This is a genomic window from Micromonospora foliorum, assembly GCF_022229015.1.
GTDB lineage: Bacteria > Actinomycetota > Actinomycetes > Mycobacteriales > Micromonosporaceae > Micromonospora > Micromonospora foliorum.
The window spans coordinates 1-20,433 of sequence record NZ_JAKKFF010000546.1 but is presented as its reverse complement, the minus strand read 5'-3'; the positions used below and the strand labels follow the sequence as shown (position 1 = coordinate 20,433).

Here is a 20,433-nt window from a genome sequence, read left to right as displayed (position 1 = left end):
TGGATGCCGGCGTCGCCTTGCGGGCCTTGGGCGCCGGTGGCGCCTTGAGCGCCTGCGTCGCCCTGGGCGCCGGTGGCGCCTTGGAAGCCTTGCGTGCCTTGGATGCCGGCGTCGCCTTGCGGGCCTTGGGCGCCGGTGGCGCCTTGAGCGCCTGCGTCGCCCTGGGCGCCGGTGGCGCCTTGGAAGCCTTGCGTGCCTTGGACGCCTGCGTCGCCCTGTGCGCCTTGGGCGCCGGTGGCACCTTGGGCGCCCGCGTCGCCTTGAGTGCCTTGGGCGCCTTGGGCGCCTGCGTCGCCCTGCGGACCTTGAGCGCCAGTGGCGCCTTGGGCGCCCGCGTCGCCTTGAGCGCCTTGGAAGCCTTGCGCGCCTTGGACGCCTGCGTCGCCCTGTGCGCCTTGAGCGCCGGCGGCACCTTGAGCGCCCGCGTCGCCCTGAGCACCCTGAGCGCCTTGCACGCCCGTGTTGCCCTGCGCGCCTTGCGCGCCCTGAGTGCCCGCCTCGCCTTGGAATCCCTGGGCGCCTTGGGCGCCCGCGTCGCCCTGTGAGCCTTGAGAGCCGGAGGCACCTTGGGCGCCTGCGTCGCCTTGAGCGCCGTTAGCGCCCGCGTCGCCCTGGGCGCCTTGAGCACCCTGGGGGCCTTGGGTGCCATGCTTGTCGTGCGGGTAGTCCCCCTTGTCCTTGTCGTGACCACCCCAGGGGCTCTGCCACCCCTGCGGACCGTAGTCCGTCTGGCCGTCGGGGTACTGATCCCACGCATCGCCGGGTCCGTCGCTGTCCTGCCGGGCAGTTGACCAGGATGACGGCCACCCGCCGTGCTGGCCCAGCGGACCGGGCGTACCGATGTGCACGTCCTGTGCGGACGGCTTCGTTTCCAGCGGTTGCGCTGCCGCTGCGGGCCCACCCGTCATCCCGACTACCAGTAGGGCGGAGCCCAGCCCCGAAGCGGCCCGGCCATGGTTCAGCGTCCGCCGCAGCCGTCGGTTGTTGCTCATGACCCCTCCAGAGCCACCCCGGATCACCCAGGGCTACCTACTAGTCACCCACAGTGGTTTGTTGGCGAGTCGTAGCGTATTCGACCTATTGATCGGTCGAGAGAGGTTTTGGCCGTACCTGCGTACATTTAGGAGAAAGAAGAATCTATTTACGATAGGGCATAGGCCCTGGTCGGCGCTGTGGAGCCGCCATGCGGGCCACCCATCCCAAAGAATCGTCACGTTCGACGGTGGGCACCGCCACGACCCGGAGGGCGCCCGGCTGGCAGCGGTGGGTGCGGCGCCTCAGGCTGGGAAGCTGCCACCCAAAGCGGCGGCACGACGAGGCATGGGGTCAGCCGCGCGCTTCCCGCCCCGGCGTTGTCCCCGAGAGGGCGGCAGCCACCCGGGACGCCTCGCGTCGGCCCTGGTCGCGGGCCGCGGTCACGAGTGCGGGTACGACGGACCGGTCCATCACCTTGGTCCCCTGCGCTCGCTTGGAGGCCGGATCCCGGAGCAGTAGTTCCACCCGGCGGCCCGTTCCCAGCGCTGCTCGCTGCCTGTCGATGCGCGCCCACGGTCCGATCGCGGCAGTGCTCGGCGCGAGGGCGATGACCGGGCCGTTTCCGGGGGCGAGGTCAAGGTTGAGGGTCGAGCGCATGCCGCCATCCATGTAGCGGCGGCCGTCGATGGTGACCGGGGCGGCGGAGAGCGGCATGGCGCAGCTCGCGGCGACCGCGTCCACCAGGGGGACACCGTCGTGCCGGGTGATGGTGCGACCGGTGCCCGTCTCGGTGTCGACAGCCACGATGCGCAGGTCAACGTCGTCCTGCCAGGCGTGGTTGGGCAGTCGCGCCTCGGCTGTCCGGCGCTGCCGGGACGGGTCGTCGATGCGTGCGGCGAGGGCGAGCCGACCGAGGCGGCGAGCGGCCTGCTCGGGGCTGCGCGCGAACAGTTGTGCCCGCGCGAGCCGAAGCAGGTCGAGAAGGCCCAGTGCGGGTGAGGTCTCGTGGGCGACCCCGCCGCGCTGGCGCTCGAAAAGCTCCGTCAGTGGGGTGCCGCTGGCGAGCTGGGCGCCCACGACGGCACCGGAGCTGGTGCCGACGAGGACGGCCTCCGGGGTCACTGTCACTCCCTCGTCCGCAAGCCCGGCGAGGATGCCGACCTCCCAGGCGATGCCGGCCACTCCGCCGCCACCGAGCACCCAGACGGGCCGCACGTCGTCCGTCATCGGTCGCCTCATTCGGTCGAATACTGCTAACGCTGTACGCAGTTTAGGCTAACAGCGGTTCCGGAGGATTGACAACGGGTGATCAGGGCTCGCGTCGCCCGAGGATGATCCCGCCGAGCCGGCTCTCCGCCGAGGTGACGGTGGTCTGCGAGTCGACTGTGAACCCGCTCTGACGCAGCCAGGTTGCCATCTGGGCTGGCTGCCGACGATGGACGTGCACGTTCATCGGGTGGCCGCCGTAGCCCTCCGTCTTGAGGGTCGTCTCGTCGCCCACGTGGAAGCCGAGCAGCAGGGGGCCACCGGGGCGCACCACCCGCCGGAAGTGCGCGAACACCGCGTGGATCTGGTCGTCCGGGATGTGGATGAGGGAGTACCAGGCGACCAGGCCGGCGACCGAGCCGTCGGCCAGATCGAGGTCGGTCATCGAGCCGACCTCGAACCTCAGCTCGGGGTGGTCACGGCGGGCCACGTCGATCATCCCGGGGGAGAGGTCGATCCCGAAGGCGTCCACGCCGAGCGTGTGCAGGTGGGCGGTGATACGCCCCGTCCCGCAGCCGACGTCCGCGACCGGCCCGCCGCCGACACCCCGCAGGAGCTCGGCGAACGATGCCAGGGCGGCTCGTTCGTGCGGCGCCTCCGCCAGGAGGTCGCGTACCAGGCGCGCGTAGCTGACCGCGACCGTGTCGTAGGAGGTGCGGGTCGCTGCCAACCAAACGTCATCGTCCACCTGGCAACGCTAGAACAGCGACCCGGCGACCGGCCAATGTGGAGAGAGGCGGTGGGAGTGTCGGTGCTGGTCGATATGGTCCGGCGGTGACCGTGACCACCAATGCCCCTGGGACGCTGCCCACCCCCGCCGACGAGGCCCGGCTGTGGGCCCTCATCGAGGCGGCCTGGGCCGAGTTGGGCGCCGAGCCCTTGGCGCTGCGGCAGGCCCTCATCGAGCGCGACCCCGCCGATGACGACGGCGGCGACGACGGTCCGTCCTCTGCGATCGACGCCTGGCTTGATGCCTTCCTGGACCACCTCGGGCAGTTGACCGCCGAGTTGACCGGGCAGGAGTTGACCGATCTCGACCGGGTGGTGGAGCGCAAGCTGCACGACATCGATCGGGAGGACATCCACGAGGTGACCGACGGGTCGGACGACGGCTTCCTCTACGCCCGAGGGTTCATCGTCGCAATGGGGCGGGCGTACTACGAGACGGTCCGCGCCAATCCCGCCATGGCGCTGCTGGACGCCGACTGCGAAGGCATGTGCTACCTCTTCGCGCACCTGCACAACGACCGGTTCGGTTCGTGGCCGGAGACCGGCTCCGGGATCTCCCGGGAGTCGTTCGGCAACCCGGCCGGCTGGTCGGCCTGACCGGCACGGGCCGCGGGGCGAGGATCAGGATCAGACGTAGATCTTCGTGGCGTACTCCGGGCCGTAGTGCCGTTCCAGGTCTTCGAGGCTCTCCGCCGGCGCCTCGACCTCCTTGATCAGGCGTGCCCGGGACGGCAGTGCCTCGGGCTGCCAGGTCTCCGGCCGCCACAGCGCCGACCGCAGGAACGCCTTCGCGCAGTGGTAGAAGATCTGCTCGATCTCCACCACCACGGCGAGCACCGGGCGGTGGCCCTTGACCACCATGTCGTCGAACCAGGGCGCGTCGCTGACCAGGCGGGCTCGTCCGTTGATCCGTAGCGTGTCGGTCCGCCCGGGGATCAGGAAGAGCAGCCCGACGTGCGGGTTGTCGAGGATGTTGCGGTAGCCGTCGGCGCGCCTGTTGCCGGGCCGCTCGGGCAGCGCGATGGTCGTGTCGTCCAGCACCAGGGCGAACCCGGCCGGGTCGCCCTTGGGTGAGACGTCGCAGCTGCCGTCCGCGCCGGCCGTGGCCATCAGGCAGAACGGCGAGGCGCCGAGCCACTCGCGGTCCCGCTCGTGCAGGCGGGTGCGTTCCTTGTCGGCGGCCCGCGCGTTCGGTACGCCGAGCAGCTCGCGCAACTCCTCGTGCGAGGTGATCTCCACCGTCACGTTGATCCTCCCTCAGGCGTTGACCCGGTGGCGGGCACCACCGTCGTCAGCCTAGGCCGCCGTGACCAGCGCGAGGTTTGTGCCTGGTTGCCGGGGGTACGGCCTCACCCGACGCGCTCGCCGCACGAGACCGTTCCGCAGGACGCCGACCAGTGGAGGCCGGAAGATGGAGAGCCGACTCAAGGTGCTGGGTCACCCAGTCCATCCGATGCTGGTCATGTTCCCGGTCGCGCTGCTGGCCACGGCGGTGCTGTTCGACGTGGTGGACACCGTGGGTGGTCCCGACTTCCTCGGCGAGGTCGCGTACTGGAACATCACCGTCGGCCTGATCGGCGGCCTGCTCGCCGCGGCCGCCGGCTCGTTCGACCTGCTGGCGATCCCGACCGGCACCCGCGCCAAGCGGGTGGGTCTGCTGCACGCGGGCGCCAATGTCGCGGTGATCCTGCTCTTCGCCGCTGTGTGGGCCGTGCGGCTCAACGCGGATTCCCGGGCCGCCGGCGGGGCACTGGTCGCCATCGAGGTCGTCGCGCTGGCGATTCTCAGCATCAGCGCCTGGCTCGGTGGTGAGCTGGTCGACCGGCTCGGTGTGGGCGTCGACCGCGATGCCGGCCTGGACGCGCCCAGCTCACTACGGCCGCCGGCGGCCACCCAGCGGATCGGAGAGGTGTGATGAGCGAGCAGCAGTTTGGTGGCTTCGGCCGGGGGTGGCGGGGCGGCCGGCAGCAGGGCTGGGACCCGATGGGGGAGTTGCAGTCGCTGCGCGCCGAGCTGAGCCGCCTGGTCGGCGGTCGCGCCGGGGCGTCGGACGTCGAGTTGACCGAGACCTCGGACGGCTGGGAGGTCGTCGTCCGGCTGCCCGGGGTGGCGCCGGAGGAGGTGGCGGTCGAGCTGGACGACCGCGAGTTGTGCGTGCGGGCCCGCTCGGAGGCGGAGGTCAACGCCGACCAGGGCATCCCCGGCGGCTTCGAGACGCGCGGCTTCGAGTACCGCGTCAACCTGCCGTCGCGGGTCGACCCGGACGCCATCGACGCGGTGATGGACCACGGCCTGCTCCGGGTCCGCCTGCCTCGGGCGACCCGGCCCACGCCGCGCACCATCACCGTGGGCCGCACCGGGCCGCGCTCCGGCGACCTCGCCACGGGTACGCCGATGCCTGCCGATCCCGCCGCGGACCGGGAGCTGCACCGCCCGGACACCGCCGACGAGATCGACCGGCCGTAGCGGGCCGGGTGGTCACCCCGTCCCTGCTCGGCCCGACCGCCGAGCGCCTCTCCGACGTACGGCGCATCGCCGTGCTGCGCGCCAACGCGCTCGGCGATTTCATCTTCACCCTGCCGGCGCTGGACGCGCTGCGTGACGCGTACCCCTCGGCGGAGATCGTGTTGCTCGGTGCGCCGTGGCACGCGAAGCTCTGGCGCGACCGGCCCGGCCCGGTGGACCGGGTGCTTGTGGTGCCGCCGGCACCCGGCATCCGTACACCGGAACCGGGTGAGCCGGAGTCGTCGATGGACGACTTCGTGGCCGCTGCCGCCGGTGCGGAACTCGACCTGGCGGTGCAGATCCACGGCGGGGGCGCCAACTCCAACCCGCTGATCAGTCGGCTCGGTGCCCGGTTGACCGTCGGCCTGCGCACCGAGGACGCGCCGCCACTGGACCGATGGCTCCGCTACGTCTACTACCAGCACGAGGTGATCCGCTACCTGGAGGTGGTGGCGCTGGCGGGCGCGCCGGCCACCACCATCACGCCGACGCTGACGGTGACCGACGCCGACCGGGCCGAGGCCGCCCGGGTGCTCGGCCCGGCCGACCGGCCCCGGGTGGCGCTGCACCCCGGAGCCACCGACACCCGCCGCCGCTGGCCCGCCGAACGCTTCGCCGAGGTGGCCCGAGCGCTGCACGGGGACGGCTACGAGGTGCTGGTCACCGGCACGCCCTCCGAGCAGGAGGTGGTGGACCGGGTCGTCGCCTCGGCGCAGGTGCCGGTGCGCCCACAGGTGGGCACGCTCAGCCTGGGTGGGCTGGTGGGCTGCTACGCCGACTGTGCGCTGGTCGTCTCGAACGACACCGGCCCGCTGCACCTGGCCGCCGCGGTGGGCGCGCCCACGGTGGGGATCTTCTGGGTCGGCAACCTGATCAACGGGGCCAGCCCGTTGCGCGGCCGACACCGGCCGATCGCCTCCTGGACGGTGCACTGCCCGGTCTGCGGGGTCGACTGCACACCGGGCATCTATCCGCACCGGCCCGGCGACGGCGAGTGCCCGCACCGGGATTCCTTCGTCGACGACGTCCCGACGATCGAGGTGCTGGAGGCGGCCCGGGAGTTGCTCAGCCCGTAGCTCAAGCAGGCTGCGGGGTGTCCTCGTCGGCGAGGACGACCTCCCACGCCTCCACGTCCCGTTCGGTGACCGTGGTGGGGGACTCCAGGTGGTACGCGCCGCTGGGCAGGACTCCCGCGCCGCCGTGGCGGGACATCACGGCGAGCTGCGCGGCCACGTCCTCGCCCTGGTGCTTCTCCTGCACCCGACGCCAGAAGTCGAACCCACCGGCGTCGACGAGCTTGGCCCGGTCGTAGAGCACGCACCCGCCGATCCAGGAGACCTTGTACGCCCGCCACGCGCCCGGCGGCAGCGCCAACTGCTCGGTGACGTGCAGCAGGTTCGCGGCCGAGTGGATCCGGGCCCGGTTCCACTCCGGGGTGTCGGGTCGGATCCGCTCCGGTGTGGGCGGGCCGGCCCACTCCTCGTAGTGGCCGTGCGACTCCGGCCGCACGTCGTCGGTGTACGAGAGCCCGTGCACGCCGTTGCCGACGAACCCGCAGCCCAGCTCCCCGATCGCGGTGACCAGTCGGTGCAGCGCACCCGGTTCCAGCCAGATGTCGTCGTCGAGGCTGAGGACGTACCGGGCGGCCGAGGCGGCGAGCAGGTACGCCCGGTGTTCGGCCAACCCCCGCCGGGGCAGCCGGCGGGTCAGCAGCACCGGGTGACCCCGGTGGCGCAGCGCCCGGACCATGGTGGCCGCGGCGGGATGCGCGTACGCCGGATCCCCGTCGGACTGATCGCTGACGACCACCCCGAAGCCGGGTACGCCGTCCTGGGCGGCGAGCCCGCCCAGGGTGACGGCCAGTTCGGCGGGCCGGTTCCGGGTCGGAATCAGCACGTCGACCAGCCGGTCGGCGCGGAACTCCTCCGGGCTGCCGAGGTCGAGGGGGCGGTTCACGACGCCTGGGTGCGGGAGCTGAGCGACGGGTCGGGCTCCCGGTCGTTGGTGTGTGGCGACGGGTCCTTGCTGTGCGAACGGATCCGCTCGATGATCGCGGAGGTGGACCGGTCCGGCACGTACCCCAGGGTGCGCACCTGGCCGCCCAGCCGGCGCACCAGCGGCGCCTCCGGTACCAGCTCCGGCGGATAGTCGCCGCCCTTGACGTACACGTCCGGTCGGACCGCCTCGATCAGCGCGGCGGGTGAGTCCTCCTCGAAGACCACCACGTGGTCCACGCAGGCCAGCGCGGCCAGCAGGGCGCCCCGGTCCTCGACCGGGTTGACCGGCCGGTCCGGGCCCTTCAGCCGTCGTACGCTGCCGTCCGAGTTGACCGCCACGATGAGCAGGTCGCCCAACGCGCGGGCCTGTTCCAGGTAGCGCACGTGCCCGCGATGCAGCACGTCGAAGCAGCCGTTGGTGAAGACCACCGACCGTCCCGCCTCGCGGTACTCGGCGACGATCGCGTCCAACTCGTCGCCGTCGACAAGCGCGGGGTGGCTCGTGGTGTCGGTCGGCTGGTCCAGCGCGGCGAGGAGGTCGTCCCGTCGGCACACGCAGGTGCCGGTGTCCGAGACGGTGATGGTGGCCGCCAGTTGGGCGAGCTGGGCCGCGGTGGGCAGGGGCGCGTCGGCGGCCAGGGCCAACGTCATGGCCGCCAGGTACGCGTCGCCGGCACCCACGGCGTGGCTCGCCGGCACCGGGGTGCTGTGGCTGCGTCGTGGCTCCCCGTCGGCGCCGCCGACCACCGCGCCCTCGGTGTCCAGGGTCACCGCGACCACGTCAGCACCGGTGTGCGCGCGCAGTTCGGCCAGGCGGGACTCGGCCAGGACGGCCCGGTCGACGCCCTCGCCGGCCCGGGTGTTCACGGTGACGCCGGTGCCGGTGACGCTCAGTCCGTCGCCGGTGAGGGCCACCCGTCCCTCCCCAGGGGTGGGCTCGCCGACCGGTCCCGGGTGGTCGGCCCGGGCCAACGTGGCGGTCGTGTCGTCGGCGCGTACCGCGCCCGGGGCGGCGCCCACGGTCATTTCCGAGGGCCCGTCGGCCGGGTCGCCGTCCGGGTGTTCCAGGTGCAGTTCGGTCCCACCCGTCGGTCGGGTCGTACCGCCCGCACGGGCCAACAGCCGGGTCGCCTCGGCGAAGCTGGGGGTGACCACGGTCGGCGCGAGGCCCCGCCAGTCGGCCAGGTCGTGGGCGTCCAGCGCGACCGTGGCGTACCGCTGGCGGTTCTCCACCAGCCACGCGCGGACCGGCGCGGGCAGCGCGCCCAGGCCGTAGTCGCAGACCACCAGGGTCGGCGCCTCCCCGCCGGCGGCCGCGCGCAACTCCTCGGTGGCGCAGCTCAGGGCGGTGAGCAGCCGGGCCACACCATCGTGGTCCAGGGCGTCCTCCGGGTCGCCGGAGTCCTCCCGCAGCAGGATCTGGTTGCCGGCCAACATCCGCCGCTTCACCGGGGTGGGCCGCCCGGGCTGGTTCACCGTGCGGTCCCAGACGCTCGCGCGGTCCAGGCAGTCGTGCAGTTCGTCCCCGGCGACGTCGGCGCCGACCGGTGCCACAAGCACCGCCCGGCCGCCGAGGGCAGCGACGTTGACGGCGGTGTTCGCGGCCCCACCGGCGGCGGAGATCCGCCGACGCAGGGTGAGGACCGGGGCGGGCGCCTCTCGGCAGAGCCGGTCGGAGTCGGCGAACCGCCATTCGTCCAACATGGCGTCGCCGACGATCAGGACGGGGCGTCCGAGCCAGCTCTCCACGACGGTGGCGAGCCGGCGCTGTTCCGCTGCTGCTCCTGCCATGCCTCCCCGGGTCCCCAGCGGCCTGCCGGACAAACCTGGGTGGCGGCCGGTCCCGCCGCTGGTCAAGGCCGCCTTCGACGGCCTCTGACCGGTCCGAACCTGTCCGACCTGTCCGACCTGTTTCGGTCGGTCGAGGGCGGGAAGGGGATTGAGGTACCCCCGGAAAGGAGATGTACCGAGATGGCAGCGACATTGCAGGGCAAGCGGATCGCCTTCCTGGCCGCCGACGGCGTCGAGGAGGTCGAGTACGTCCAGCCGCGCGAGGCGGTCGAGAACGCCGGCGCGACGGCCGAGCTGGTCTCGCTGAAGCCCGGTTCCATCCAGTCCTTCAACCACCTGGACCACTCCAAGACCTACGACGTGGACGTGACCGTCGACAAGGCCGACGCCGCCGGCTACGACGCGCTGGTGCTGCCCGGAGGGGTGGCGAACCCGGACTTCCTGCGGGGCGACCCGGACGCGGTGCGGTTCGTGAAGGCGTTCTTCGACGCCGGCAAGCCGGTCGGGGTGATCTGCCACGGCCCGTGGACGCTCATCGAGGCGGACGTGGTGCGCGGTCGGCGGATCACCTCCTGGCCCACCCTGCGTACCGACCTGACCAACGCCGGAGCCACCTGGGTGGACGAGGAGTGCGTCACGGACGGCAACCTGACCAGCAGCCGCAAACCCGACGACCTCCCCGCCTTCTGCGCAACAATCACCAAAACCTTCACCACCCCCTAACCCCCCCGCCCTGCCCCCGCCCCCCCTTTCCTCGGTTGATCAAGAGGTTTGCGTCACGAAACGCCGCGCGCGATGACGCAAACCTCTTGATCAACGCCAGGAGGCGGGAGGGGGAGGGGGAGGGGAGGAGGGTGCGGGTTGGGTTGGTTTTTTGGTGGGTTGGCGCATGTTCTGCGGCTCGCGGGATAGAAGGGCACATGACCACCGAAGCCTCGGATGCGCCGGTGCTGAACCGTCAGCAGATCCGGCTGCTCATGTTCGGCCTGATGACCGGCATGCTGCTGGCCGCACTCGACCAGACCATCGTCGGCACGGCGCTGCCGACCATCGTGGGCGAGCTGGGCGGAATCAACCACTACTCCTGGGTGGTCACCGCGTACCTGCTCGCCTCGACCGCGTCGACGCCGCTCTACGGCAAGATGGCCGACCTGTACGGGCGTCGGCCGGTCTTCCTCTTCTCGATCGGCACGTTCCTGCTCGGGTCGTTGCTGGCCGGGCTGTCGCAGAACATGACCCAGCTGATCGTCACCCGGGGCATCCAGGGTCTCGGCGCCGGTGGTCTGCTGACGCTCGCGTTCACCATCATCTCGGACGTGGTGTCACCCCGCGAGCGTGGTCGCTACCAGGGTCTGTTCGGCGCGGTCTTCGGGATCTCGTCGGTCGCCGGGCCGCTGGTGGGTGGTTACTTCGCGGAGACCGACTGGCGGTGGATCTTCTACATCAACGTGCCGCTGGCGATCCTGGCCATCGTCGTCTGCTACCACGTGATGCGGCTGATCCCGTTCGAACGTCGGGACCACTCGATCGACTGGCTCGGCGCCGGCCTGCTGGTGGCCGGGGTGAGTGCCCTGCTGCTCGCGCTGAGCTGGGGCGGCAACGAGTACGCCTGGGGCTCCGGCGTGATCATCACGCTCTTCGTGGTCGGTGCGGTGCTGGGGGTGCTCTTCGTCCTCCAGGAGGCCCGGGTGGCCGAGCCGATCCTGCCGTTGCGGCTGTTCCGGAACGCCACCTTCGCGCTGGCCAACTCCGCCCTGCTCATCATCGGTCTGGTGATGTTCGGTTCGATCATCTTCATCCCGCTGTACCTGCAGATCGTGAAGGGCGCCTCGCCGACCCGCAGCGGTCTGCTGATGCTGCCGATGATGGCCGGCATCATCATCACCTCGATCCTGACCGGCCGCGCGATGACCCGGATCGGCCGCTACAAGTGGTTCCCGGTGGCCGGTTCGGTGACCCTGCTGGTCGGCATGTTCCTCTTCACCCAGTTGGAGGTGGCCACCTCGCTCTGGGTCGCGTTCGGGTTCATGGTGGTGATCGGTGTCGGGCTGGGCCTGTGTATGCAGTCGCTGATCCTGGCGGTGCAGAACGCGGTCTCCGTACGCGACCTGGGGGCGGGCACCTCCTCGGCGACCTTCTTCCGGTCGCTTGGTGGTTCGTTCGGAGTGGCGATCCTCGGCACGGTGCTCTCGTCCCGGCTGACCGGCGGGCTCGCCGACCGGTTGCCCGGCGCGATCGCGCAGCTTCCGCCGCAGGAGCAGGCCGCTGTGGCGGCGAGTGGCGGCACCAACATCTCGATCAACGACCCGGCCACCATCCTGGCCCTGCCGGGGCCGGTACGCGCGGCCATCCAGGGCGCCTTCGTCGACGCGCTGGACATGGTCTTCCTGACCGCCGGCCTGATCGCGATCGTGGCGGTCGTGGTCACCCTGACGCTGCCCAACACGCAGTTGCGGGGTGCCGGCCCGAAGGGCGCCACCGGTGGTGCCGACCCGCTCGGCGGCGAGGCCCCGGCACCGGGCGGCAAGCCGTTGACCCGCGAGTCGAAGGAAGAGGCCGCCGCGGACATGGAGGCCAAGTCCCAGACGATGATCTGAGTGCTCGACACCGACCGCCCCGGACCACTCCGGGGCGGTCGGTGGTCAGCCGGCCACGAGGCGTAGCCGCTGCGGGTGCTGATCGTTGAGGCGGTCGAGCGCGTCGACGGTCGCCGCATCGGCGGGTAGGTACACGATCAGGCGTTGGTCGTCGTCCGCCGGGAGATCGAGGGTCTCGTACGCGAGCCGGAGCATGCCCGCCTCGGGATGGGCCAACCGGAAGATGCCGCTGGCCCTCGGCAGGCTGGGCACGGTGTCGACGCGCCGGGTGAAGGCGTCGCCCGCCGTGATGGTCAGCTCGTCGGCCAGGGCGGCCATCGGCGGGTACGCCCGGAACGGACCTTGTTTGAGGGTGGCGACCTGCTCGTCGGCCAGGTGGTCCCAGTCCGGGTACGCGCTGCGTGCCCTGGCGTCACTGAGCATGAATCGGGCGAGGTTGGCCGGCGTCGCGTCCAGCAGACCGATCGGACCGACCAGCCGCGCGTAGCCGGCGGTGTGGGCGAGGACGTCGCTGAGCTGGTTGAGCAGCACCGCCGGCGCGGGTTCGAGACGGTCGAGCAGTGCCCGCACGGTCGGACGCACCTCGCCGCTCGGGGCGATCTGGCCCCGGCAGTTGTAGCTGGGATCAGCCGCCTTGGTGAGGCGGTGCAGGTGGGCGCGTTCGTGCCAGTTCAACCGGAGTGCGTTCGCGAGCGCGGCGAGCACCTGCGGGGACGGTCGGCGGTCGCGGCCCTGTTCGAGTCTCGTGACGTACTCGACGCTCACGTCGGCGAGGGCCGCCACCTCGGATCGGCGTAGCCCCGGGGCGCGACGGCGTGGCCCGGCGGGTAGCCCCACCTCGGCCGGTGTCACCGCTTCCCTGTGCAGGCGCAGGAACAACCCAAGCTCGTTGTCGCTCACCGTCCGAACGTAACAACGCCGGCCGACCGGATGGTGTCCCTGCCACTACCAGCCTCAGTCCGGTCTCCCTGGCCTGCTCTCAGCTGACGACCGTGGAGGGAGGCGCTCGACAGCGGTCGAGCGGTCCATTACTGGTCGGTTGGAGTTGAGTCATGAGTCGTACGGTTGCGGTCGTCGGCGGCGGTTACGGGGGTACGGCGGTCGCCAAGGCGCTGGAGTCGGTGGCCGATGTCGTCCTCATCGATCCTCGGGACGCGTTCGTCAACGTCGCCGGGGCGCTGCGGGCGCTGGTCCGGCCCGAGTGGGCAGGCAACATGTTCTTCCCCTTCGACACGGTGCTCACGCGGGGCACGGTGATTCGGGATCGGGCGGTCTCGGTGGACTCCGGTGGTGTCACGCTGGCCTCGGGTCAGCGTGTCGCGGCGGACTATCTGGTGCTGGCCACCGGCTCCAGTTACGCCTACCCGGCCAGGCTCAACGCCGACTCGATCGACGCGGCGCTCGACGACCTGCGGCAGACCAACAAGGAGTTGGCCAGCGCCGAACGGGTCCTGATCCTCGGTGCCGGGCCGGTCGGCCTGGAACTGGCCGGTGAGATCAAGGAGGTCTGGCCGAACAAGCACGTCACCCTCGTCGATCCGGCCGAGCGACTGCTGCCCGACTTCGGGCCGGAGCTGCGCGATGACCTGCACCGGCAGCTCGACGAGCTGGGCATCGAGGTGCGGCTGGGCACCAGCCTGGCCGCGCCGTTGTCGACCGACGCCAATCGGGCCGCGACCGTCACGGCCACCACCACCGACGGCGACGAGATCACCGCCGACATCTGGTTCCGTGCCTTTGGCCTTCGGACCAACAGTGACTACCTCGTCGACGGCCGACTGACGACGCTCACCTCGCAGGGGCAGGTAGCCGTCACCGAAACTCTCAACGTGCGCGGGCCCGACGACATCCTCGACCACGTCTACGCGATCGGAGACCTCACCGATGTCGTAGAGGACAAGATGGCCGCGTACGCGTTGCAGCACGCCGAGGTCGTGGCGCGGAACATCACCGCGCAGCTGCGTGGCGGGCAGCCGACGGCCACCTACCAGCCGATGCCCCACCCCATGATCCTGGTCCCGCTCGGGTCGCGACACGGTGTCGGCCAGATGCCCACGCCCGACGGCCCGGCCGTCGTGTCTGCCGCGACGGTCGCCGAGTACAAGGGCGTCGACCTGTTCACCGGGCGCTTCACCGAACAGTTCGGCCCCACCGCGGCCTGAGACGCCCGCGCGGTGGTCAGGCGGGGCGGCGGTAGGCGCCGTACCACCAGGTCGCGGCCAACTCCCGGGCCGCTGCCGCGTCGGTTCGAGGGTCGGCCGAGGTCGTGCTCACGTGGTCGGCCAGGAAGCGGTCGCCGCCGACGACGATCAGCCGGCTGGCCGTCGTCACGTCCAGGTCGGCGGGGGTACGACCGGCCTGCTGCTCGGCGCGGAGCACGTCCACGGTGCGGGCCACGAACTGCTCCAGCCCGGCCGCCCAGTACTCCCGGACCGCCTCGTCGTACGCGGCGACCTCGCTGACCGCGGCCAGCACCGGGGCGTACGTCCGGTATATCCGGATCACGTCGGCGAAGATCTCGGTCAGCCGCGCGAGTGGGTCGCCGGGCTCGCCCGGGTCCCATTCGCCGGTGCGGTCGAACGAACTCTCCCGCATGGTGCCGGCGAGGCGCATGAGCAGCTCGGTCTTGTCCCGGAAGTGGGTGTAGAAGGTCGACCGCGCCACGCCGGCCTCGGCGGCGATCCGCTGCACGCCGAGGTCGGTGAAGCGGGTCCCCTCCCTCAGGAGCCGCTCGGTGGCCGCCAGCACCCGCGCTTCGACGGCCGCGCGTCCCTCGGGGTTGCGCGGGCGGCGGCGGGTGATCGAGGGCATAGCCGGAATCCTAGGTGGCCGGGGGTCGGGTGGGCGACGTACGCTCGTTGCCGGACACAGTGTCCGACATAGTGACCACGGAGTGCCTGACCTCGGCCTCCGACCCACCACGAGGAGCAACACACGTGAAGTACCGACTGCTGGGCACCACCGGGGTGTACGTCTCAGAGATCTCGCTCGGCGCGATGACCTTCGGCGGCAGCGGCCACCCGCTCTGGGGCACTCTCGGTGGGCTGGCGCTGCCCGAGGTGCAGCGGCTGGTGGACACCGCGCTGGACGCGGGCGTCAACTTCGTCGACACCGCCGACGGCTACAGCGACGGCGAGAGCGAGGAGTTGCTCGGCAAGGCGCTCGGCAAGCGGCGTCGGGACGTCGTACTGGCGACGAAGGTGCACTCCCGGACGGGCCCCGGCCCGAACGACGTCGGCACCTCCCGGCTGCACATCATGCAGAACCTGGAGGACAGCCTGCGCCGGCTGGGCACCGATCACATCGATCTGTACCAGATCCACAACTTCGACCAGATCACCCCGATGGAGGAGATGCTGCGGGCGCTCGACGACGCGGTCCGGCAGGGCAAGGTCCGCTACGTCGGCGCCGCCAACTTCGCCGCCTGGCAGATCTCCAAGGCGCTGGGCATCTCCGCCCGGGAGAAGTTGGCCGGGTTCGTCTCGGTGCAGGAGTACTACTCGCTGCTGGGCCGGGACGTGGAGCGCGACGTGGTGCCGATGGCGCTCAACGAGGGCGTCGGGCTGACCGTCTGGAGCCCGCTCGCCGGTGGTTTCCTCTCCGGCAAGGTCAGCCGCGACGGCGCCGTCGCCGACAGCGGCGCGCGCAGCGCCCAGCCCGGTTACGCCAGCTTCACCCCGTTCGACCCGGAGCATGCCTTCGGCGTGGTCGACGTGCTCAAGGGCGTCGCCGAGCGGCACGGGGTCAGCCCGGCCCGGGTGGCGGTCGCCTGGCTGCTGTCCCGGCCGGCCGTGACCAGCGTGATCGTCGGTGCCCGCAAGGAGGAGCAGTTGGTCGACAACATCGCCGCCTCGGACCTCACCCTGACCGCGGAGGACCTCACCGAGCTGGACGAGGCCACCAAGCTGCCGGTCGCGTACCCGAACTGGATCCAGGAAGGGTTCTTCGCCGGGCTCCGCCTGCCGCAGTGAGGCACGGCCCCGGGGTCGGTGACCCCGGGGCCGCCCTACTTGAGGATGAGCCGGTTGGTCTGCTCGAAGACGTCCAGGTCGGCCAGGGTCTCGATGACCGAGGTGGAGAGCGGGGCGGGGAACCGGTCGCGGGCGAAGAAGCCGGCGTCGGTGGTCTCGTCGGTGACCCGGGCCAACTGCCCGTCCCACTCCTCCACCTTGAACGCCGTCGTGAACACCTGGTACGTGTGGCCGTACATGTTGGTGCTCGTGCGGTCCGGGCCCGTGTAGAGGGCGAACGCGCAGACCCGCAGCGCCCGCAGCCCGGTCTCCTCACGGACCTCGCGTACCGCGCAGTCGGCGATCGACTCGCCCAGCTCCATCGCGCCGGCCGGCATGGCCCACTGGCCGTTGTCCGAGCGTTTGATCAGCAGAATGCGTCCGGCGTCGTCGTTGACCACGGCACGGGCGCCGACGAACATCAGCGTCCGGTCCCCGGCGAGCGCGCGCAACTGCCCCACGTATGAGTCGGCCCAGGAGATGCTCACCTGCGACAACTTACGGGGGTTCCCAACGTGTGACCGCCGACACTAGCTTGTTACCCATGCGTAGCACGATGATGGACGCCCCCCTGCAGATCTCCCGGATCCTCGACCACGGTGCAGGGGTGCACGGCACGGCCGAGGTGGTTACCTGGACGGGCGCCGAACCCCGCCGGATGACGTACGCCGAGGTGGGCCGTGCCGCCGCCCGGCTGGCCCACGCGCTGCGCGACGAGTGTGGGGTGACCGGCGACGAGCGGGTCGCCACCTTCATGTGGAACAACAACGAGCACCTGGTCGCCTACTTCGCGGTGCCGAGCATGGGCGCGGTGCTGCACACGCTCAACATCCGGCTCTTCCCCGACCAGGTCGTCTACATCGCCAACCACGCCGAGGACCGGGTGGTGCTCGTCGACAGCACGCTGCTTCCGCTGCTGGCCCGGGTGATCGGTGAGCTGACCACGGTGCGGCACGTCGTGGTGGTCGGCGGCGGCGACCCGGCGCCGCTGGTGGCGGCTGCCGGTGACCGGATCACGGTGCACCACTGGGACGCGTTGCTCGCCGACCGGCCCGACACGTACGACTGGCCCGAGATCGACGAGCGGGACGCCGCCGCGCTCTGCTACACCTCGGGCACCACCGGCAACCCGAAGGGCGTCGCCTACTCGCACCGGTCGATCTATCTGCACTCGCTGCAGGTCTGCATGCCGGAGGGCTTCGGTCTCGGGCCGACCGACCGCGAGTTGGCCATCGTGCCGATGTTCCACGCCATGTCGTGGGGTCTGCCGTACGCGGCCTTCCTCTCCGGCGCGTCGCTGATCATGCCGGACCGGTTCCTCCAGGCCGCGCCGATCGCCGAGATGATCGCCGCCGAGCGGCCCACCCTGGCCGGCGCGGTGCCGACCATCTGGACCGACCTGCTGGCCTACCTGGACACCCACGACGTGGACACCTCCTCGCTCGGTGAGGTGATCGTCGGCGGCTCGGCGTGCCCGCCGGCACTGATGCACGCGTTCGACGAGCGGCACGGAATCAACGTCATCCACGCCTGGGGGATGACCGAGATGTCCCCGCTGGGGTCGGTCTCGCGTCCGCCCGCCGGCGCGACCGGCGAGCAGGCGTGGCGCTACCGCTACACGCAGGGCCGGGTGCCGGCGGGCGTGCAGGCGCGGATTGTCGGCCCGTCGGGCGACCCGATGCCCGCCGATGGAACGGCCGTGGGCGAGCTGGAGGTCCGGGGGCCGTGGGTGACCGCCCGGTACGTCGGTGACGACGCCCCGGACGAGGAGAAGTTCCGCGACGGCTGGCTGCGTACCGGCGACGTGGGCACCCTCTCGCCGGACGGGTACATCACGCTTACCGACCGCGCCAAGGACGTGATCAAGTCCGGGGGTGAGTGGATCTCGTCGGTGGAGCTGGAGAACGCGCTGATGGCCCACCCGGCGGTGCTGGAGGCGTGTGTGGTCGGTGTGCCGGACGAGCGCTGGGACGAACGTCCGCTGGCCACCGTGGTGGTCCGGGAGGGTGCCTCGGTGACCGCCGAGGAGTTGCGGGACTTCCTGGCCGGGTCGGTGGCGCGTTGGCAGTTGCCCGAGCGCTGGGCCTTCATCGACACGGTGCCGAAGACGAGCGTGGGCAAGTTCGACAAGAAGGTCGTCCGTTCGCGGTACGCCGGGGGTGAGCTGACTGTCCGGGAGCTGACAGCCCCGTAACGTTTTCCCCGGCACTGTCGCCTGTTGGGGCGGGAGTACTCCTGAAACAACAACCCTCCCCAGAGGGCGGCCCCGGCGTTCGCACCGCGCCGGGGCCGCCCGCTCCACGCGGGGTGACCCGCACCGTCATTGTTGCGAAAGTTGTTCGCTTCTGTCCTGCTGACGGGGAAATCGGGCGGTCAGCGACCCGATCAGGCGTCGCTGGTGGTGATGAGCACCTTGCCCACCGTGGCATCCTCGACCGCCTGGTGCGCCGCCGCCGCCTCGGCCAGGGGGTAGTAGTGCAACGGCAGGCCGGCGTCCGCGCCGACCCGGATGCCACCCTGGCTGGCCGCCGCCGCCACGTCCTTCACGCCCTGCGCCTTGGCCGCCTTCGGCTCCGTGTAGACCAGCACGAACTGCCAGCGGGCGTTCGGCGCCATCATCGCCCGGATCGGGATGCTCACCTCGTCCCCGCCGTTGTCGGCGTACATGCAGACCGCGCCGCCGTGCCGCAGCACCTGTACGTCGATCGGGGCGTTGCGGGCGGGAGCGACCTCGACGATCGTGTGGACCCCGTCGGGGGCGATCTTGTGGACCTCCTCGACCACGTCCTGCTCCCGATAGTTGATCACCAAGGAGGCGCCGGCCGACGCCGCGAGCTGCGCCTTCTCCGCGCTGCTCACCGTGGCGATCACCGTTGCGTCGGCCCACCGGGCGAGTTGGATCGCGGCGTTGCCGACCGCGCCCGCGCCGCCCTGCACCAGCACCGTGTGATCCGCCAGCGCGCCGGCCCGCAGCGTGTCCGGCATGAACTCGCCGGCGGTCAGACAGCGGTGCGCGGTGAGGAACGGAATGCCCAGGGCTGCGCCCAGCTCGAACGGAGCGGCACCGAGGCGCACCGCCTGCCGGACCGGCACCAGCGTGTACTCCGCCGTCGTGCCCCACGGTCGCTGCCAGGCGGCCTCCCAGACCCACACCCGCTCACCGATCAGGTCGGGGTCGACGCCCTCGCCGACCGCCTCGACCACCCCCGCGCCGTCCTGCCCGGGGATCTGCCACCCGTTCGGCGGGGAGTTGCGGCGGGACTTCCAGTCGGTCGGGTTCACCCCGGAGACCGCCATCCGCACCAGGACCTCGCCCGCGCCCGGCTCCGGCACCGGCCGGTCGACCAGATCGAGCACCGAAGGGTCGCCGTTGCGCTCGTACACGATGGCCTTCATCCGTGGTCTCTACCCGGCTCGACCCGGGTCAACCCAGCTCGTCCACCAGCTCCGGGGTCAGCTCACCGATCGCGTTCAGCGTCACCACGGCCAGCCCGGCGGCGTCCGGATCGAGCGGATACGAGCCGTGCGGCACCGCCACCACCCGCATCCCCGCCGCCGCGGCGGAGCGCACCCCGTTGGACGAGTCCTCCACGGCCGCACAGCGGGTCGGGTCGACGCCGAGGCGCTGCGCCACGCTCAGGTACACGTCCGGCGCCGGCTTGCCGCGCTCGGTCTGCTCGGTGGAGAGGGTCGCGCCGAACGCGTCGGTCAGACCGGTCGCCGCCAGCGCCGCCTCGATCAGCCGGGTCGGCGACGAACTGGCCAACCCGAGCGGCCACCGCGTGGCGAGCCGGCGTACGACCTCGTCGGCGCCGTCGATGAGGGGTACGTGGTCCCGGTAGCGGCGGGTCATCTCCTCGACCACCTCGACGGCGACCTGCTCGGCGGTGCGGCCGACGCCCAGCTCTCCGCTGAGGTAGTGGGCCCACTCGCCGGTGCTCATGCCCATCAGTCGGCGTTGCGTGTCCGGCTGCCACGTCCCGCCGTGCGCCGCCACGTACGCCCGGCGGACCTCCTCCCACACCGGCTCGGAATCCACGATCACGCCGTCCAGGTCGAAGACCACCGCATCCGTCACGGGCCCATCCTGCCCGACCGGCGGGCGCCCGGTCAGCCGGGCAGCGCGGGCAGGCCGAGCGGGCTGCTCTCGGGGAGCAGGGTGTGGCCGGACCGGGCGATCGGCTCCAGCAGCTCCCGGAGCCGGTCCGTGTCGTCGGGGCCGAGCGCCTGCCACGGGTGCGCGGCGGCCCGGTCGGTGGCGTCCTCGATGGCCTCGAACTCGGCCCGGGCGTGGTCGGTGGCCGCGCCGTCCCCGGTCAGCCAGCCCCGCTGGGTGAGCCGCTCGCGGGCGGCGTGCCACTGCTCCTCGGACCAACCCCGGCCCAGCAGGTACTGCGGCGACGAACCGTCCAGCGCGACCCGCCCGGTCAGCGTCTCCACCGGGTCCAGCCCGGCGGCCACCAGCGCCGCCACGTGCCCGTCCCCGCGGTGCTCGCGCAGCGTGGTGGCGGCCTGCCAGAGCCGGGCCAGCGGATACTCGCCGGCCGGAGATCGGAAGAGCAC

The 20,433-nt window shown here is 71.6% G+C and carries 20 protein-coding genes and 1 pseudogene; 10 read left to right on the top strand and 11 right to left on the bottom strand.

Features of this window, described 5'->3' with window-relative positions; genetic code table 11:
* Positions 1–545, top strand: a pseudogene (locus PSH25_RS29980) (hypothetical protein); the annotation flags it as partial.
* A 781-nt stretch (positions 546–1,326) separates the two neighbouring features.
* On the opposite strand, the gene PSH25_RS29975 reads toward PSH25_RS29980, so the two are convergent.
* On the bottom strand, positions 1,327–2,202 hold the full coding sequence (locus tag PSH25_RS29975) for a patatin-like phospholipase family protein (protein WP_238662216.1): 876 nt from the start codon (positions 2,200–2,202) through the stop codon (positions 1,327–1,329).
* Positions 2,203–2,284: 82 nt separating this feature from the next.
* On the bottom strand, positions 2,285–2,929 hold the full coding sequence (locus tag PSH25_RS29970; protein ID WP_238662215.1) for a class I SAM-dependent DNA methyltransferase: 645 nt from the start codon (positions 2,927–2,929) through the stop codon (positions 2,285–2,287).
* A gap of 86 nt (positions 2,930–3,015) precedes the next feature.
* On the opposite strand from PSH25_RS29970, the gene PSH25_RS29965 reads away from it, so the two are divergent.
* On the top strand, positions 3,016–3,567 hold the full coding sequence (locus tag PSH25_RS29965) for a DUF4240 domain-containing protein (protein WP_238662214.1): 552 nt from the start codon (positions 3,016–3,018) through the stop codon (positions 3,565–3,567).
* A 30-nt stretch (positions 3,568–3,597) separates the two neighbouring features.
* Here PSH25_RS29965 and PSH25_RS29960 read toward each other — a convergent pair whose 3' ends face one another.
* On the bottom strand, positions 3,598–4,215 hold the full coding sequence (locus PSH25_RS29960; protein ID WP_238662213.1) for a pyridoxamine 5'-phosphate oxidase family protein: 618 nt from the start codon (positions 4,213–4,215) through the stop codon (positions 3,598–3,600).
* 166 nt (positions 4,216–4,381) lie between these two features.
* Between PSH25_RS29960 and PSH25_RS29955 the strand changes: the two genes are divergently transcribed.
* Genes PSH25_RS29955 through PSH25_RS29945 form a run of 3 tightly spaced genes read left to right on the top strand, consistent with a single transcriptional unit; the run spans position 4,382 to position 6,551 of the window.
* Complete coding sequence (locus tag PSH25_RS29955) at positions 4,382–4,885, top strand: DUF2231 domain-containing protein (RefSeq protein ID WP_238662211.1); 504 nt, start codon at positions 4,382–4,384, stop codon at positions 4,883–4,885.
* A complete protein-coding gene (locus PSH25_RS29950) occupies positions 4,885–5,436 on the top strand; it encodes an Hsp20/alpha crystallin family protein (RefSeq protein ID WP_238662210.1) in 552 nt (183 codons plus the stop codon). Before PSH25_RS29955 ends, PSH25_RS29950 begins: the two co-directional genes overlap by 1 nt.
* Positions 5,437–5,444: 8 nt before the next feature.
* Positions 5,445–6,551 (top strand): glycosyltransferase family 9 protein, encoded by a 1,107-nt coding sequence (locus tag PSH25_RS29945; protein WP_238662209.1) that lies wholly within the window; start codon positions 5,445–5,447, stop codon positions 6,549–6,551.
* Between the two features lies 1 nt (position 6,552).
* Here PSH25_RS29945 and PSH25_RS29940 read toward each other — a convergent pair whose 3' ends face one another.
* Together PSH25_RS29940 and rfaE2 are read right to left on the bottom strand one after the other, a co-directional pair.
* Positions 6,553–7,431 (bottom strand): glycosyltransferase family 2 protein, encoded by an 879-nt coding sequence (locus PSH25_RS29940; protein WP_238662207.1) that lies wholly within the window; start codon positions 7,429–7,431, stop codon positions 6,553–6,555.
* Entirely contained in the window at positions 7,428–9,263 is a 1,836-nt protein-coding gene (gene rfaE2, locus PSH25_RS29935; RefSeq protein WP_238662206.1) for a D-glycero-beta-D-manno-heptose 1-phosphate adenylyltransferase, read from the bottom strand. The genes PSH25_RS29940 and rfaE2 overlap by 4 nt, the downstream gene beginning before the upstream one ends.
* 180 nt (positions 9,264–9,443) lie before the next feature.
* On the opposite strand from rfaE2, the gene PSH25_RS29930 reads away from it, so the two are divergent.
* Together PSH25_RS29930 and PSH25_RS29925 are read left to right on the top strand one after the other, a co-directional pair.
* Positions 9,444–9,986, top strand: a complete 543-nt coding sequence (locus PSH25_RS29930; RefSeq protein ID WP_151497169.1) for a type 1 glutamine amidotransferase domain-containing protein — start codon at positions 9,444–9,446, stop codon at positions 9,984–9,986.
* A gap of 197 nt (positions 9,987–10,183) precedes the next feature.
* Entirely contained in the window at positions 10,184–11,860 is a 1,677-nt protein-coding gene (locus tag PSH25_RS29925; protein WP_238662205.1) for an MDR family MFS transporter, read from the top strand.
* A gap of 45 nt (positions 11,861–11,905) precedes the next feature.
* Here the strand turns inward: PSH25_RS29925 and PSH25_RS29920 are convergent, their stop codons facing one another.
* Positions 11,906–12,760: a helix-turn-helix domain-containing protein gene (locus PSH25_RS29920; protein WP_238662204.1), complete on the bottom strand. Its 855-nt coding sequence runs from the start codon at positions 12,758–12,760 to the stop codon at positions 11,906–11,908.
* 152 nt (positions 12,761–12,912) lie between these two features.
* Between PSH25_RS29920 and PSH25_RS29915 the strand changes: the two genes are divergently transcribed.
* Positions 12,913–14,022 carry an NAD(P)/FAD-dependent oxidoreductase gene (locus tag PSH25_RS29915; RefSeq protein ID WP_238662202.1) on the top strand — a complete coding sequence of 370 codons (1,110 nt, stop codon included), beginning with the start codon at positions 12,913–12,915 and terminating at the stop codon, positions 14,020–14,022.
* A 16-nt stretch (positions 14,023–14,038) separates the two neighbouring features.
* Here the strand turns inward: PSH25_RS29915 and PSH25_RS29910 are convergent, their stop codons facing one another.
* The gene (locus tag PSH25_RS29910; RefSeq protein WP_238662201.1) at positions 14,039–14,671 is read right to left on the bottom strand and encodes a TetR/AcrR family transcriptional regulator; all 633 of its coding nucleotides are present in this window, start codon (positions 14,669–14,671) and stop codon (positions 14,039–14,041) included.
* 125 nt (positions 14,672–14,796) lie between these two features.
* Here PSH25_RS29910 and PSH25_RS29905 point away from each other — a divergent pair, with 125 nt between their 5' ends.
* Positions 14,797–15,831 carry an aldo/keto reductase gene (locus tag PSH25_RS29905; RefSeq protein ID WP_238662199.1) on the top strand — a complete coding sequence of 345 codons (1,035 nt, stop codon included), beginning with the start codon at positions 14,797–14,799 and terminating at the stop codon, positions 15,829–15,831.
* A gap of 35 nt (positions 15,832–15,866) precedes the next feature.
* On the opposite strand, the gene PSH25_RS29900 is transcribed toward PSH25_RS29905, so the two are convergent.
* Positions 15,867–16,358 carry an NUDIX domain-containing protein gene (locus PSH25_RS29900; RefSeq protein ID WP_030334282.1) on the bottom strand — a complete coding sequence of 164 codons (492 nt, stop codon included), beginning with the start codon at positions 16,356–16,358 and terminating at the stop codon, positions 15,867–15,869.
* A 71-nt stretch (positions 16,359–16,429) separates the two neighbouring features.
* On the opposite strand from PSH25_RS29900, the gene PSH25_RS29895 reads away from it, so the two are divergent.
* Positions 16,430–18,064 (top strand): fatty acid--CoA ligase, encoded by a 1,635-nt coding sequence (locus tag PSH25_RS29895; protein ID WP_238662221.1) that lies wholly within the window; start codon positions 16,430–16,432, stop codon positions 18,062–18,064.
* Positions 18,065–18,255: 191 nt separating this feature from the next.
* On the opposite strand, the gene PSH25_RS29890 is transcribed toward PSH25_RS29895, so the two are convergent.
* The 3 genes from PSH25_RS29890 to PSH25_RS29880 form a co-directional block, all read right to left on the bottom strand.
* Positions 18,256–19,266: an NADPH:quinone reductase gene (locus PSH25_RS29890; RefSeq protein WP_238662198.1), complete on the bottom strand. Its 1,011-nt coding sequence runs from the start codon at positions 19,264–19,266 to the stop codon at positions 18,256–18,258.
* 28 nt (positions 19,267–19,294) lie between these two features.
* On the bottom strand, positions 19,295–19,948 hold the full coding sequence (locus PSH25_RS29885; protein ID WP_238662195.1) for an HAD family hydrolase: 654 nt from the start codon (positions 19,946–19,948) through the stop codon (positions 19,295–19,297).
* 32 nt (positions 19,949–19,980) lie between these two features.
* A partial coding sequence (locus PSH25_RS29880) for an SCO6745 family protein (protein WP_441005360.1) occupies positions 19,981–20,433 on the bottom strand: 453 nt, incomplete at its 5' end.